The organism is Virgisporangium aurantiacum (assembly GCF_016863635.1).
In the GTDB taxonomy this organism is placed as follows: domain Bacteria; phylum Actinomycetota; class Actinomycetes; order Mycobacteriales; family Micromonosporaceae; genus Virgisporangium; species Virgisporangium aurantiacum.
Genome location: NZ_BOPG01000013.1, coordinates 150,749 through 163,762, shown reverse-complemented (window position 1 = coordinate 163,762; position 13,014 = coordinate 150,749). Strand labels below are relative to the sequence as shown.

The 13,014-nt window shown below is 70.9% G+C and carries 15 protein-coding genes; 4 read left to right on the top strand and 11 right to left on the bottom strand.

The window, feature by feature from the left end; all coding sequences use genetic code 11:
• Positions 1–140: 140 nt before the first annotated feature.
• The 3 genes from Vau01_RS13030 to Vau01_RS13020 form a co-directional block, all read right to left on the bottom strand.
• A complete protein-coding gene (locus Vau01_RS13030; RefSeq protein ID WP_203991419.1) occupies positions 141–1,127 on the bottom strand; it encodes a glycoside hydrolase family 11 protein in 987 nt (328 codons plus the stop codon).
• Between the two features lie 302 nt (positions 1,128–1,429).
• Positions 1,430–1,918, bottom strand: a complete 489-nt coding sequence (locus Vau01_RS13025) for a GNAT family N-acetyltransferase (protein WP_239151549.1) — start codon at positions 1,916–1,918, stop codon at positions 1,430–1,432.
• An 11-nt stretch (positions 1,919–1,929) separates the two neighbouring features.
• Complete coding sequence (locus Vau01_RS13020; RefSeq protein WP_203991417.1) at positions 1,930–2,529, bottom strand: DUF4291 domain-containing protein; 600 nt, start codon at positions 2,527–2,529, stop codon at positions 1,930–1,932.
• 30 nt (positions 2,530–2,559) lie between these two features.
• Here Vau01_RS13020 and Vau01_RS13015 point away from each other — a divergent pair, with 30 nt between their 5' ends.
• On the top strand, positions 2,560–4,728 hold the full coding sequence (locus tag Vau01_RS13015; protein WP_203991415.1) for a leucine-rich repeat domain-containing protein: 2,169 nt from the start codon (positions 2,560–2,562) through the stop codon (positions 4,726–4,728).
• Here Vau01_RS13015 and Vau01_RS13010 read toward each other — a convergent pair.
• Positions 4,705–5,499 (bottom strand): isocitrate lyase/PEP mutase family protein, encoded by a 795-nt coding sequence (locus Vau01_RS13010; RefSeq protein ID WP_203991412.1) that lies wholly within the window; start codon positions 5,497–5,499, stop codon positions 4,705–4,707. The genes Vau01_RS13015 and Vau01_RS13010 overlap by 24 nt on opposite strands.
• Positions 5,500–5,526: 27 nt before the next feature.
• On the opposite strand from Vau01_RS13010, the gene Vau01_RS13005 reads away from it, so the two are divergent.
• The gene (locus Vau01_RS13005; protein WP_203991410.1) at positions 5,527–6,426 is read left to right on the top strand and encodes an aminotransferase class IV; all 900 of its coding nucleotides are present in this window, start codon (positions 5,527–5,529) and stop codon (positions 6,424–6,426) included.
• On the opposite strand, the gene Vau01_RS13000 is transcribed toward Vau01_RS13005, so the two are convergent.
• The 3 genes from Vau01_RS13000 to Vau01_RS12990 are packed head-to-tail and all read right to left on the bottom strand — an operon-like array spanning position 6,423 to position 8,398.
• Entirely contained in the window at positions 6,423–7,130 is a 708-nt protein-coding gene (locus Vau01_RS13000) for a sulfotransferase-like domain-containing protein (protein ID WP_239151548.1), read from the bottom strand. The two genes, Vau01_RS13005 and Vau01_RS13000, sit on opposite strands and share 4 nt — an antisense overlap.
• Before the next feature lie 9 nt (positions 7,131–7,139).
• On the bottom strand, positions 7,140–7,892 hold the full coding sequence (locus Vau01_RS12995) for a DUF4184 family protein (protein ID WP_203991408.1): 753 nt from the start codon (positions 7,890–7,892) through the stop codon (positions 7,140–7,142).
• Positions 7,893–7,945: 53 nt separating this feature from the next.
• Entirely contained in the window at positions 7,946–8,398 is a 453-nt protein-coding gene (locus Vau01_RS12990) for a pyridoxamine 5'-phosphate oxidase family protein (RefSeq protein ID WP_203991406.1), read from the bottom strand.
• 108 nt (positions 8,399–8,506) lie between these two features.
• Between Vau01_RS12990 and Vau01_RS12985 the strand changes: the two genes are divergently transcribed.
• The gene (locus Vau01_RS12985) at positions 8,507–8,950 is read left to right on the top strand and encodes a winged helix-turn-helix transcriptional regulator (protein ID WP_203991404.1); all 444 of its coding nucleotides are present in this window, start codon (positions 8,507–8,509) and stop codon (positions 8,948–8,950) included.
• Positions 8,951–9,153: 203 nt separating this feature from the next.
• Here the strand turns inward: Vau01_RS12985 and Vau01_RS12980 are convergent, their stop codons facing one another.
• Positions 9,154–9,540 carry a winged helix-turn-helix transcriptional regulator gene (locus tag Vau01_RS12980; RefSeq protein ID WP_203991401.1) on the bottom strand — a complete coding sequence of 129 codons (387 nt, stop codon included), beginning with the start codon at positions 9,538–9,540 and terminating at the stop codon, positions 9,154–9,156.
• Between the two features lie 85 nt (positions 9,541–9,625).
• Between Vau01_RS12980 and Vau01_RS12975 the strand changes: the two genes are divergently transcribed.
• Positions 9,626–10,471: an SDR family oxidoreductase gene (locus tag Vau01_RS12975; RefSeq protein ID WP_203991398.1), complete on the top strand. Its 846-nt coding sequence runs from the start codon at positions 9,626–9,628 to the stop codon at positions 10,469–10,471.
• 106 nt (positions 10,472–10,577) lie between these two features.
• Here Vau01_RS12975 and Vau01_RS12970 read toward each other — a convergent pair whose 3' ends face one another.
• The 3 genes from Vau01_RS12970 to Vau01_RS12960 form a co-directional block, all read right to left on the bottom strand.
• Positions 10,578–11,720: a CehA/McbA family metallohydrolase gene (locus tag Vau01_RS12970; RefSeq protein ID WP_239151547.1), complete on the bottom strand. Its 1,143-nt coding sequence runs from the start codon at positions 11,718–11,720 to the stop codon at positions 10,578–10,580.
• A 96-nt stretch (positions 11,721–11,816) separates the two neighbouring features.
• The gene (locus Vau01_RS12965) at positions 11,817–12,518 is read right to left on the bottom strand and encodes a GNAT family N-acetyltransferase (RefSeq protein WP_373320231.1); all 702 of its coding nucleotides are present in this window, start codon (positions 12,516–12,518) and stop codon (positions 11,817–11,819) included.
• 51 nt (positions 12,519–12,569) lie between these two features.
• Positions 12,570–12,935 carry a nuclear transport factor 2 family protein gene (locus Vau01_RS12960; RefSeq protein ID WP_203991391.1) on the bottom strand — a complete coding sequence of 122 codons (366 nt, stop codon included), beginning with the start codon at positions 12,933–12,935 and terminating at the stop codon, positions 12,570–12,572.
• Positions 12,936–13,014: the final 79 nt, after the last annotated feature.

Genomic DNA, 13,014 nt, shown 5'->3' with positions numbered 1-13,014 from the left:
CGGAGCCGCAACGCCGCCGGTCGTCGTCTGGACCCGCCGCAGGCCGGCCACCCTTTCCAAACAGGCGCTGGGGGGACAGCCGGGCCGGGTGGGGATTCCCACCCGGCCCGGCCGTGTCCGTGTTGCTCCGTGTTGCGCTGTTAGCCGGTTCGGCAGGTGACCGTGGGCCAGGTCCAGTTGCCGTTGGCCATGATCGTGACGCCGAAGTTGTTGCCGCTACCGTTTGGCCTCGCGGTGATCGATCCGCTGGTGCCGCTGACGGAGGCGTTCCAGCTGTTCTGCAGCGTCTGGCCGCCGTTGAGGTTCAACGTGACGATCCAGTTCGTGGCGCCGCTGACCGCGACGTTCAGGTTGAACCGGTCGCCGAACTGCTGGCCGGCCGACAGCGTCGCGTTGCAGTTGCCGCCGCCACCCGGGTTGGTGGGCGTGCCGGGGTTGCCGCTGCCGCCCTCCCACACGGTGAGGTCGGAGCTGCCGCTGCTCTGGTAACCCTCGGTCGCCAGGATCTGGTAGGCGTGGTTGCTGCCCAGGTTCAGGCCGGCGCGGGCCCAGGCGTCGAAGTGGTTGGCGGTGGTGATCGTGCCGCCGGTGCGCTTCTGCTGCCGCACGCTCCAGTACTGGTAGAACGTGGCGGTACCGTCGATCGACGGCTGGTTGACCCGCTGGGTGCGGTAGATGTCGTACGTGCTGCCGTCGGTGCTGACCGAGCCCATCCGGGTGGCGCCCGTGCTCGGGTTGTAGGTGCCGAAGTTCTCGACGACGTAGTACTCGATGAGCGGGTTGCGCGTCCATCCGTACAACGCCAGGTAGCTGTTGCCGTTCGGGTTGTAGCTGCCCGAGTAGCTGACGGTCCGGCGGCTGCCGGTCGCCCAGCCCTTGCCGCCGACCCAGTTGTTGGTGCTGTTGTTCCAGCTGCTGCTGTACCGGCCGTCGGCCCGCAGCGTCACGCTGGCGCTGCCGCTGTCCTTCCAGAAGGAGAAGTAGTAGCCGTTGTGGGTGCCGGTGGTGTTGGAGCTGACGGTCCGGTCGGCCTCGGCGCGGGCGGCGGTGGCCGTCACTGCGCCGACGGTGGCCAGCACGGCGGCGCACGTGGCGCCGACGAGTAGACGCCTGGGGGTGCGTTTCATGTGCGCGCTTCCTCCTCGAAGGACGGGGGCGGGGAGGCACCCGGGCCCGTGGCGGGGAACCCGGATCAACGGTTCGAAGCCCGTCGATGGCGACAACATTGGGGCGCGCGGGCGCCGATGTCAACGACTTTCGAAGAACTTTCGCGTGCTGAATGCGCTGCGGTGCCCGAAACTTTCGCAGAAACCCTATGCGGTGCGCTTGCGAGTCGACCTTGCAGTTGTGTTCGCTTGAAATCGGGACGAATCACTACGAAAGGGCGAACACAACTGCAAGATCGACGGGGGAGGGCGGCCTGGCGGGGTCAGCGGGGGAGGGGGCGGTGCATGGCCACCCGCGGCCAGCGGTCGAGGCCGTGATCGGACTCGGCCCGGATCAGCGCGCGCAGGGCCGGCTCCGGGTCGGGCATCACCCGGAAGCCGCAGCGTTCGTAGTACGGGGCGTTCCAGGGGACGTCGGTGAACGTCGTCAGGGTCAGGGCGGGCAGCGCGTGGTCGCGGGCGTAGGCGGCGGCGTGCTCGATCAGGTCGCGGCCGATGCCCCGACGGGCCGCCCGCGGATGCACGGATACCTGCTCGATGTGCAGGTTGCCGTCGACTACGTCGGCGATCAGGTAGGCGACCGGCCGGTCGTCGGGGTCGACCGCCACCCAGGCGCGTCCGGCCGCGGCGTAGGCCGCCAGCGCGTCCACCGGAAGGGGTTCGTCGTCGGCGATCTCGGGCATGCCGATCTCCCGGAACGCCTCGCCCGCGGCGCGTTCGATCTCTTGCAGGACAAGGAGATCGGCGTCCACGGCCGCCCGGATCACCGGGACGCGCCCACGATCGCGCGGACCGCCGGCGGCAGCGGGTAAGGGCTTTCCGGCGGGAGCGACGCCGTCGCGAGGTCGTCCTTTCCCTGTCGCACAAGCTCGTGGACGCGGTGCGCCCGTTCGGTGACGTCGGTGATGCCCACGGTCCACTCGTCGACGTAGCGCGGCACCGCCGGGCCGGACAGTCCCACCTGCAGCGACCGGTGCGGCAGCGGCGCCAGCCGGATCGACCGCTCCGGATCCCACTGGACGCGCACCGGGCTCACCCGCAGCCGCTCCTGCCACGCCCCCGCGTCGGGGTAGACGTCGCGGTCGTAATGGCTCAGGCAGGCGTTCGCGAGCGCCCACTCGAAACCGGAGCGGGTGATCTCGATTGCGAGCACGTGTTCCTGGCCGGGCTTGGTGCCCCATCCACAGCGGTACATCATCCACCGGAACGACGGCTTGATCCACGTCATGCGGTCGGGCTTGAACGGCGGCACGAACCGCTGGGCCGCCACGGCCGGCAGCGCGATCTCGGCCGGATACGCCTGGTACACGGTGACCGTCCGGACGGTATACGCCGCGCGCACCTGACGCTGGGGAACACTCACGGCCGCGATGATCCCCTATGCTGCCCCGCCGTGACCGCTGAATTTCCACCCGGCTACCGGGTCATCACCGCCGACGAGGCCGAAGAGCGTTTCTCCGTCTCGGACGCGATCTGGTACCCGTACCAGGAGTTCACCGACGAGCAGGAGATCCGCCTGTACGAGGGCGGCCTCCGGACCCCGGACGGCGTGAAGTCGTACCCGGACGCCGACTGGTCCCCGTTCAACGTCATCGTCGACGGCGACCTCGTGACCGACGGCGACGTCGAGCTGTTCGACTACTCCGGCGGGCACTTCCTCGTGGTGACCGGCGACCTGTGGGCCCGCAACGTGCTGCTGGAAGGCTGCCCGAACGTCGTGGTCAACGGCGACCTGACCGTCACCGGTGGCGTGCTCGGGCGCCGCGGCGAGGACGGTGGCGTGCTCGTCGTCCACGGGCGGACGCGCGCGCCGCTCGTCATGAACTTCCTGTACTTCAACATGGAGTTCGGGCAGCCGCCGGAGGCGGTGGTGTGCGGCGACCCCCACCGCATGAACTGCCCCGTCGACTTCGAGGACGACGACGACCTGGTCGCGGCCGCCCGGCCCGAGGTGGTCGGCGCCGACGGGTCGGTCGACGACGGGCTGGTCGACCAGGCGTTGACGGAGGGCCGGCCGGTGCTGCGTCCCGACGCGCTGCCGCCGCACCTCGCCGCCGAGGCGGAACTCGACGCGTTGCTGGCGCGCGCCGACGAGGTCACCGAGCTCGATCTGAGCGAACGGCGGCTGCGCGCGTTCCCGGAGAAGGTACTGCGGTTCCCGAACCTGCGCCGGCTGTCGCTCGCCGGCAACGACGAGATCGGCACGGTGCCGGCGGACATCGCGACGCTCACCGCGCTGGAGGAGCTCGACCTTAGCCGCACCGGGCTGACCGCGCTCCCGGCGACGATCGGCGCCCTGCAACGGCTGCGCGTGCTCGACATCTCCCGCAACAGGTTCACCGAGCTGCCCGACGCGCTCGGCGACCTGGCCCGGTTGAGCGAGTTCCGGGCGCATCACCTCGGCACCGGTTTCCCGACGATGGTGACGCGGCTGCCCGAACTGCGCTCGCTCGACCTCAGCATGTCGGTGCTCGACGAGCTGCCCGACGACCTCCTCCAACTGTCCACACTGGAGGAACTGCGGCTCAACGGTTCGCTGGGCGAGGTCGACCGGCTGCCCGATCTGGCGAAGCTGCCCCGGTTGCGGGTGCTGCACGTGGACGGGCGCAGCGGCAACGCCGGCCGCTACCCGAAGCGGGAACTGCTCGCCGGGATCTGGGACATCACGACGCTGGAGGACCTCGGCATCGACCGCTGGGGCGAGCAGAAGGGCCGGCCCGCGCTGGCATTGCCGGCCGACGCGTTCGCGCGGCTGCCCCGCCTGACGCACGTCGACCTGTCGTTCAACGCCTTCACGACGCTGCCCGAGCCGTTCTACCGCCTGGCGGACCTGGAGTTCGTCGACCTGCGGTACACCAAGCTCACCGGCGAGACGCTCGACCGCATCGGCGCCACGTTCCCGCGGGTGCGGATGGACCTGCGCAACATCGACGCACGGTCCGATGTGGACGATCCGGGCTTCCAGCGGATCCACACGATGGTGAAGGACGGCGCGCGCACGGCGGCGGACGGCGACTACGAGCAGTCGGTGGAGACGCTACGCGAGGCGCTGGCCCTGTGCACGCCGGGCGCCCGGTACGCCGAGTACGACCGGCTGTACGCGCTCTACTCCATTGTGGACTCGCTGGGTCGGCTCGCCAACGATGCCACCGGCGACCGGTGGACCGCGCTGTCCGACCAGCTGGTCGGGTACGCGGAGGCGGCGCTCGTCGAGGTGCCCGACCAGATCTGGCACTTCACCGATTTCGGCGCGTTCCAGGAGGAGGTCGTGCGCCGCTGCGGCAACGCGCTCGCGTGGCACCTCATGCAACGCGGCGACCTCGGCCGGGCACTGTCCATTGTGGAGCGAGCGCTCACCGTCGCGGAGAGCGGCGACCACGACTACATCCGCGACACGAAGGTCCGCATCCTGTTGAAGGCCGGCCGCGACCACGACGCGTACGTGATCGTCGACCAGGTGCTGGCCCGCGCCCCCGGCTTCGGTGACTTCGCCGATCTGCGGGACGCGCCGGAATACCTTCGGTGGAAGGAGACAGCCTCAGCCGAAGGCGGCGTCGCGTAGGTCGCGGGGGAGGGCGCGCGTCAGGTAGGTGCTGGTGCCTGCGTCGAGCAACTCACGCGCCGCCGTCACCAGCGCCCCGTACGCGGCCCACGCCAGCGCGCCACCGGTCGACACGCGGCGCACGCCCGCGCCGGCGAGTTCGGGCACCGACGGACCCTTCGGCAGCGCGAGGACGTTCACCGGCGCGCCGGTCTCGTCGACGACCCGGGCGATGTCGGCGAGGTCGGTGAGGCCCGGCGCGTACACGCACCCCGCGCCGGCGTCGCGGTACGCGTTCAGACGCGCGATCGTGTCGCCGAGATCGGTGACGCCGTACAGGTGGTTCTCCGCGCGCCCGGTGAGCACGATGCCGTGCTTCACGCAGACCTCGGCGGCGGCGGCGATCCGTTCCGCGGCCGCGTCGAGCGGATAGAGCGCGCCGTTGTCCGGGTCGTAGTCCTCGATGGACAGTCCGCTCGCGCCCGCATCGGCGAGCAACGACACCGTTTCGGCGACCCCGGCCGGGTCGGCGGCGTAGCCGCTCTCCGCGTCGACGTTCACCGGCACCGTCACCGCGGCCGTGAGCGCGGCGACGTGCGCGACCAGCTCCTCCCGCGTCACCTCCTGATCCTTGCGGCCGAAGGTTGCCGCGAAGCCGGAACTGGTCGTGGCGAGCGCGACCGCACCGACGTGTTCGAGCAGCTTGGCGGAGCCGACGTCCCACGGGTTGGGGAGCAGGAACGTGCCGGACTCGTGCAGGGCGCGGAACGTGCGGCGGGCATCAGTGGTCACGGAAGGATCCTAGCTAGGATGATCCTCATGCTTCAGCGCTACGACGAGCGCAATGCCGACATCCGGTACTGGGTCAACGGTGTGCTCCGGCACCGCGAGGAGCCCGGTATCTCCCCGTTCGACTCCGTGGTGCAGGGCGGTGACGGAGTGTGGGAGGGGCTGCGGGTGTACGCGGGCCGCATCTACGGCCTGCACGAGCACCTGGCCCGGCTGCGGCGGTCGGCGGTGGCGCTCGGGTTCGCCGGGGTCCCGTCCGATCAACATCTTGTTGACGCGATCAGCGCGACCCTGCGCGCGAACGCCATGGAGGACGGCGTCCACATCCGCCTCACGCTCACGCGCGGCGTCAAGGTGACCAGCGGCATGGACCCGCGCCTCAACCAGGCCGGGTGCACGCTGATCGTGCTCGCCGAGCACAAGGCACCGGTCTACGACACCTCCGGGCTGAAGCTGGTGACGTCGAGCGTGCGCCGGCCGGGGCCCGACGTGCTCGACCCGAAGATCCACCACAACAATCTGTTGAACTCGATCCTGGCCAAGATGGAGGCCAACGTCGCCGGCGCCGACGACGCGCTGATGCTCGACGGGCGTGGCTTCGTGGCCGAGACCAACGCCACCCACCTGTTCGCGGTCGTGGGCGAGACGCTGCACACGCCGTTCACCGTCGCCTGCCCGGAGGGGATCACCCGGCAGACGGTGCTGGAGCTGGCCGCCACCAACGGGATCCGGGCGGAGGTGCGCGACATCTCGTTGACCGAGATGTACACGGCCGACGAGGTGTTCTGCACCGGGACGATGGGCGAGATCGCCGGGGTCACCGAGATCGACGGCCGGCCGATCGGCACGGGGAAGGTCGGCCCGCTGACGCTGCGGGTGGCGACGCTGTACCGGGAGCACGCGTCCGCTTCGGGAGTGCCCGTTCTCTAAAGTTTGGCGGCGGCGAGCTCGTCGTAGTACGGCTGCGCCTGCTCGACCAGGTGGCGCAGCCGGTCCGGGACCACCGCCGGGGTGGGGTCGTACGGGGCGAACCCGGTCGACTTCTCCACCGACGCGTACCAGTGCGGCGCCCACACGCCGTCGGTGGCGCGGCGGCCGGGCGGCCACGACAGCATCACCGGATCGAACGGGATGCCGACCGCGGCGCAGAGCCGTTCGAGCACACCGGGCGGATCGCGCAACAGGTCGGCGGCGTCGACCACCGGGCCGCCGTAGGCGCGGAAGATCTCGACCTGCTGGGCGTAGCCGAGATCGGCGAGGGTCGGCTCGCCGCGCACCTTCGAGTAGGACGCCACCACGCTCTCGGGCGCGCGGATCAGGAACGCGTTGCACAGCTTGCCGATCCAGTCGCGTCCGATCTCCGGCAGCAGGTGGTGCGTCATGTGCTTCTGGTAGTACACCGCGACGCCCGCCGGCAGCGGACCGGTGAGCCCGGCGGCGACGGCCTGCCACCGCGTGGGCTGGCTGGCCATGATCTGCTCGCGGCCGGGGTGGTCGAGGCCGGTGACCGCGAGATAGTGCGCGTAGAGGGGCTCGTCGACGACGAGCGTGTCGGCGCGGGCGCCGAAGCTGCGCAGCAGCGCGGTGGACACGTTGCGGGGCCCCGACCACATCGCCACCCGTACCGGTTCCACGCACGGATACTAATGCACGGGTAGCCGTGCCCGGTGGTTCGGCGACACCGCGACGGCGCCGGCAAGCAACGCGATCGAGACGACGAGCAGCGTGCGGACCGCCTGATCGTGGAACAGCCGCACCGGTTGCAGCGGCAGCAGGGCCGCTCCGGCGGTCGCGACGACGATAGCGGTCGCCCAGAACCTGGCCGGCCTTCTCCGCACCGGCACCGGCGCGCCGTGCCACCGCCGCAGGAGCCGCGACCGTCCGATGTGGACGGCGAGCACGGCCGCGAGCACGAACCCGATGAGGTCGGACAGCCGCGAGATCACCAGCCACCACGGCCGGCCCGCCAGCGCCTCCGACGTGAGCGGCGGGAACGGGACGCGGCCGCCGTCGACGGTCGGGTGCGTCACCGCGTCCCACAAAATGTGGGTGACCGCGCCGAGCGCCGCCGACCACGCGGTGACCCACCACCGGTGCGTCGACCGCGACAGGACCCCGTAGTCGCGCAGCGCCAGCGGTCCGCCGTGCGGAAGGTGGGCGGCGACGGGCGCGGCCGCCCATCGCACGAGCGGCGCGAGGACGAGCGTCAGCGGCACCGCCCACCACAACGGCGCGTGCCACGCGTGGCTGTGGATGGTGACGCCGTAACCGTCCGCGGCGTAGGCGAGATCCGGCGCGATCGCGCCGAGCGTGAGCCCGACGCCGTCGAACCACCGCGGGCGCCAGAGTTTCAACGGGGCCACGGCGAGCGGATGGGTGGGAAGCGTCAACGGCACACCACCGACCGTACGAACGCGCTCCGGACAACCGGTGGTGGTGCTGTGAAGATTTATCCCACCGGCAGCAGGCGGTTCGGGTTCGGCAGCTCCACGCCCGGCAGCCAGCCGTTCGGGATGTCGGTGACGCGCCACGTGTTGACGCACAGCCGCACCACCTCGACCGGCGTGGCCAGGAAAGGGCTTGCCTGGGGCACTTTCGCGAGCAGGAGGTCGCGGGAGTAGTTCGCGGCGGCGCCGGAGAGCTCCTCGGCGTCGGCGGTGGCCTGGAGGAACGGGTCGCCCGGCGAACCGGTCGACACGATCACCGCCACGCGGGGCTGTGACCGGACCGCGGCGATCGTCCGGCCGTCCCGTTCCAGCACGAGCGAGAGCGTGAACAGGTCGTCCTCGGCGAAGTAGACCCCGTTGACCCACGGCCCCGCCTCACCGGCGGTGGCGAGGAACAGCGAGGCGTGTGCCGCGAGGGTGTCACGGACGAGGCGTTCGACGTCGGCCTGGCGCATGGCGACGATCATTCCGGGCGGTGACGCGCCGTGTGAACACGCGGTGGCGTTGTCCACCCGTACGTGTTTCTAGTTCCTTCAGGGAACTTGGCCGGGTACATTTGACGCATGCAGCGCACCCGGTTCTCCGACATGGCGTGTTCCATCGCCCGGACCCTCGACGTGATCGGCGAACCGTGGTCGCCGCTGATCCTGCGCGACGTCTACGTGGGGATCTCCCGCTTCGACCAGATCCAGCAGGATCTGGGGATCTCCCGCAAGGTGCTGGCGGAACGGTTGGCCTGGCTGTGCGAGCAGGGCGTGCTGGAGCGGCGGGAACCGCGCGGCGCCGGGTATGCGCTTACCTCAAAGGGTTTGGAGCTGTGCGACCTGCTGCTGGTGATGGTCCGCTGGGGCGACCGCTGGACGGCGGGCGAGGCCGGCCCGCCGGTCCTGCACCGGCACCGGGCGTGCGGCGAGACCGGCCACGTCGACCTGCGCTGCCCGACCTGCGGCGAGCCCATGCGCGCGGCCGACGTCGACGTGCTACCGGGACCCGGTGCGCGTCTTTGATTTTTCTTAAGTCGACATTGAGGGCGTGGCGGGCATTCCGGCGTCGTTGCTAGCGTGCCCCGATGATCACCGGACGCCCCAACCACATGCCTGACCACGTGCCGTCCGACCGCCGGTCGAACGTGCAGTCCGCGATGGCGTCGGCGTCCGAACACAGTCGGTCCCGTACGTACGGCGCGCGTTAGTCACTTTTCGAGCGCGCGTCAGTCGCCTTTCGAATAGGCCGCGCGCGCCGCCGCTATCTCCGGGACAGCGCTTTCCAGCAACTCCACCAGGTCGCGGACCTTCGCCGCGACCTGGATGCCGAGCGGCGTGAGCGTGTACTCCACCCGGGGCGGGATCGCGGTGACCACCTCGCGGTGCACGATGCCGTCGCGCTCGAGCGCCTGCAGCGTCTGCGACAGCATTTTCTCGCTGACCCCCGACACCCGGCGGCGCAGCGCGTTGAACCGGTAGGCACCCTCGCCGAGCGCGAGCAGCGCCAGCAGCCCCCACTTGCCCGCGACATCCTCCAGCGCCGCGCGTGACGTGCAGCCGCGCGCGAAAACGTCTGCGATCAGCTCGTCGGTGGGCCCGGTGTGATCCGTCACCCCTTGATCATACGGCACTACCTGTTATGTTGGCGCTGTGGAATAGTTAGTGCCTGCAAATCGACAGCATCGCGGAGGACTGCACATGACCACCATCGGCGTCACCGGCGTTACCGGACACCTCGGCCGGTTCGCGGCCGAACAGCTCATCGCGGCCGGCACCGACAGGATCGTGGGCCTCGCCCGCAGCCCGGAGAAGGCGACCGTTTCCGGCCTCGACGTGCGCACCGGCGACTACGACCGGCCCGAGACGCTGGTCGAGGCGCTCAAGGGCGTCGACGTGCTGCTGTTCGTCTCGGGCAACGAGGTGGGCCGGCGGATCGGGCAGCACACCAACGTGGTCGAGGCGGCGAAGGCGGCCGGGGTCGGCCGGGTCGTCTACACGAGCGCGCCGCGGGCCGACGCCACCGAGCTCGTCGTCGCTCCCGACCACAAGGCCACCGAGGAGCTCCTCCGTGCGTCGGGCCTCGAGTGGACGATCCTGCGCAACAACTGGTACGTCGAGCTCTACACCGGCCAGCTCACGCGGTACCTGGCCGACGGGGCGATCGTCAGCGCCGCCGGCGCCGGGCGCGTGGGCGTCGTTCCCCGCGCCGACCTCGCCGCCGGTGCGGTGGCCGCGGTCACCGGCGACGGCCACGCCGGCCGGATCTACGAACTGGGCGGCCCGCCGATCACCCTCGACGACCTGGCCGCGACGATCACCGAGGTCACCGGCACGACCGTCACGCACCGGTCGGTGAGCCCGGCCGAGCTCGTGGCCGCGCTGCGGGCGGGCGGCCTCGACGAGGGCACGGCCGGATTCGTGGCCGCCATCGACGAGGCGATCGCGCGGGGCGACCTCGACGTGCCGAGCGAGGACCTGCCGAACCTGCTCGGTCGCCCGGTCACCCCGCTCGCCTACTCGATCCGCGCCGCGCTCACGCCGTGAGTGTCGGGGCACATGTTGTGAGCGCGGGGCTCTCGGTTGAGCGCGGGGCTCTCGGTTGAGCGCGGGGCTCTCGGTTGAGCGCGGGGCTCACGGTTGAGCGCGGGGCTCACGCCGTGAGCCACCAGGGGCTCGTGTAGGCGACGCCCCAGTCGTTGCACGGGTGTCCGGCCGGGCCTGGGCTGGCGTTCGCCTGGGTCGGGTCGGAGATCCGCAACACCACCCACGGTCCGTCGTCCAGGCTGAGCGGCACCGTGAACTCGGCGACCTGCCCGGCGAGCGTGTCGACCACGAGCGGCACCGTTGGCGCGTTCGAGCCCGGGCGCAGCACCTGGATCTTCAACGGTTTGTTGAGCCACTCCGGACCCCGGTCGAGGTCAACCCGGAACCGTACGTCGCCGCCGACCGTGGTGCCGCCCATGCGGACGCCGTTCGCTGTCGCGTCCAGTCGAAGCCCCGACACGCGTGTCGCGAAGAAACACCGCGACCGCATCGCGGCCTGGACCTGCCCCCGCGTGTTCTCGGTGACCCACACTCCCGTGCGGCCCTTGCCCTCCGGGAAACCCCAGTCGGTGCCGTGCTCGTCGGAGACGCCGGTGAGCCCGGTGCGCCAGCCGGCGTTGAGGCAGCGGTTCAGCGGCGAGGACTGGCCGTTGCTCCAGCCGTCGAAGAGGTAGTCGTCGCCGCGGTTGAAGATCTCCATCCCGACCATCGGGTCGCGGGCCGCGGCGTTGAACCGGAAGTCCTCGAAGCGGACGAGTTCGCGGCCGGGGTGGTTGAACCCGGCGATGCCGCCGGAGCCGGTGATCCAGCTGTAGAGGCGGCTCATGCTCGACGACCCGCCGAGGTCGGTGAAGCCGGGCGTGAACCAGACGTTCACGTGGCCCAGCAAGGGATGCGACCACTCGAAGCCGCGGATCGCGGTGTAGTTGCCCGGGTCGTCGGCGGCGTCGGCGAGCGCGCCCACACGGTCCCACTCCCGGCTGCTGAGGCCCTCGATCGCGAACAGCGTGGTGTGATCGGTGATCGCGGCGACGTCGAGGCCGGCGGAGCGCATCGACGCGAACGCGAGCGCGGGATCGCCGTCGCCGTCCGAGAGGAGCGTGTGGTTGTGCAGATCGGCGTGTACCAGCGTGGTGCCCTGCGTGATCCGGGACGCGCGTGCCGCGCCGGTTGCCGCGTCCGCGGTCGTCGTGCGCCTGGCCCGAGCGGTGCCGGGCGCCGCCGCGAGCATGAGCAGACCACCGCTCACACCTGCGAGCAGTGCTCTCCGTCCGACATTTCCGTGAGCGTGATCCGTCATCCCGTCAGTTGACCCGACCGGGGGCAACGTGTCGAGACATCGACATTAATTGCGGGTGTACCAGACCGCACCGGAGACGGTCTCGAACCCGAGCGACTCGTAGAGCGGACGGCCGGCGTCCGTCGCGACGAGCGTCCACGGCCGGTCCGGCCCGGTCGCGAGGGCGGTGGCCAGGACCGCGCGACCCAGGCCGGCCGATCGGTGCTCGGCCTGCGTGGAAAGCCAGTAGACGCCCACCGCGTCGCCGTCGTCGAACGTGTACCCGGCCGCCGCCGGCTGCCCGTTCCGGTAGCCCAGCCAGACGTCCCACCCGGGCGTGTCGAGGAGGCGGGGCGGCAGGGCGGCGCCCCGGGTGAGCGGCTGGAACGAGCGCAGCGGGAACCCGTCCACCATCACCCGTTCCGCCGCGGCGAGTTCATCGGCGTCACCGACCCTGACGACGCGGACGCCGGGCCGCCCGACCACCTCGACCGGACCGGGCCGACGCACCATGAGCGGCATCCGCAACACGTCGAACCCGTTGAGCGGCAACGCTTCCGCGCCCCACGAGTCCTCGACCGTGACCCGCGTGCCGGCCGGCACCGACGCTGCCAGTTCGCCCACGACGGCGATCGCGCCCGGCTCGGTGAGGATGATCCGGGTGGCTGTCGGCAGGTCGGCCCGGAGGTGGGTCGGCGCTTGCTCCGAGGCGGGAGCGAGGCCGGCCCACATCGCGACGGCGTTCGTGACGTAGGTGCCGGGGTTCATCACGGGTCGAGTCTAACGATCTTGCGCCTTGTCCTACGTGCTCGGCGTCTTTTACGCGCTCGGCACCTTGTCGAGGAAGCCGAGCACCCTCGCGATCCGCCCGTCGGGGGCGAACTCGACGACGTCGAAGCCGACGACCAACGGCTCGTCGCCGGGCCGGCCCAGATGCCAGGTGAACCGCGCCTGTTCGTGGTGCGCGTCCGTGGCCCCGCCCGGCGTGAACGTGAGGCCGGCGAACTGTTGCTGCACCGCGCCGATCAGCCCGTCGACCGCGTCCCGTCCGGTGACCGCGGCAAGCGGGTCGACGTACCGGACATCCGGCGCGCACACCTCCTCGACGAGCGCCCGCCGCGCGGCGGCGTCGGTCTCGTTCCACATGTCCAGGTACCGCGCCACGGTGGTGTCGGCGTCACTCATGACCACTCCCTCAGTCGATTGCTGGTTGCGGGAGTAACTCTGGCGCGCGCCGCGCACCGCGTCGATTACGCCGGAGGTA

What these genes read in the sequence shown, in the direction of transcription:
- Vau01_RS13030 (WP_203991419.1), bottom strand. Translation starts at nt 1,127, where the DNA reads ATGAAACGCACCCCCAGGCGTCTACTCGTCGGCGCCACGTGCGCCGCC.
- Vau01_RS13005 (WP_203991410.1), top strand. Translation starts at nt 5,527, where the DNA reads ATGCTTCAGCGCTACGACGAGCGCAATGCCGACATCCGGTACTGGGTC.
- Vau01_RS12990 (WP_203991406.1), bottom strand. Translation starts at nt 8,398, where the DNA reads ATGCGCCAGGCCGACGTCGAACGCCTCGTCCGTGACACCCTCGCGGCA.
- Vau01_RS12985 (WP_203991404.1), top strand. Translation starts at nt 8,507, where the DNA reads ATGCAGCGCACCCGGTTCTCCGACATGGCGTGTTCCATCGCCCGGACC.
- Vau01_RS12975 (WP_203991398.1), top strand. Translation starts at nt 9,626, where the DNA reads ATGACCACCATCGGCGTCACCGGCGTTACCGGACACCTCGGCCGGTTC.
- Vau01_RS12965 (WP_373320231.1), bottom strand. Translation starts at nt 12,518, where the DNA reads ATGAACCCCGGCACCTACGTCACGAACGCCGTCGCGATGTGGGCCGGC.
- Vau01_RS12960 (WP_203991391.1), bottom strand. Translation starts at nt 12,935, where the DNA reads ATGAGTGACGCCGACACCACCGTGGCGCGGTACCTGGACATGTGGAAC.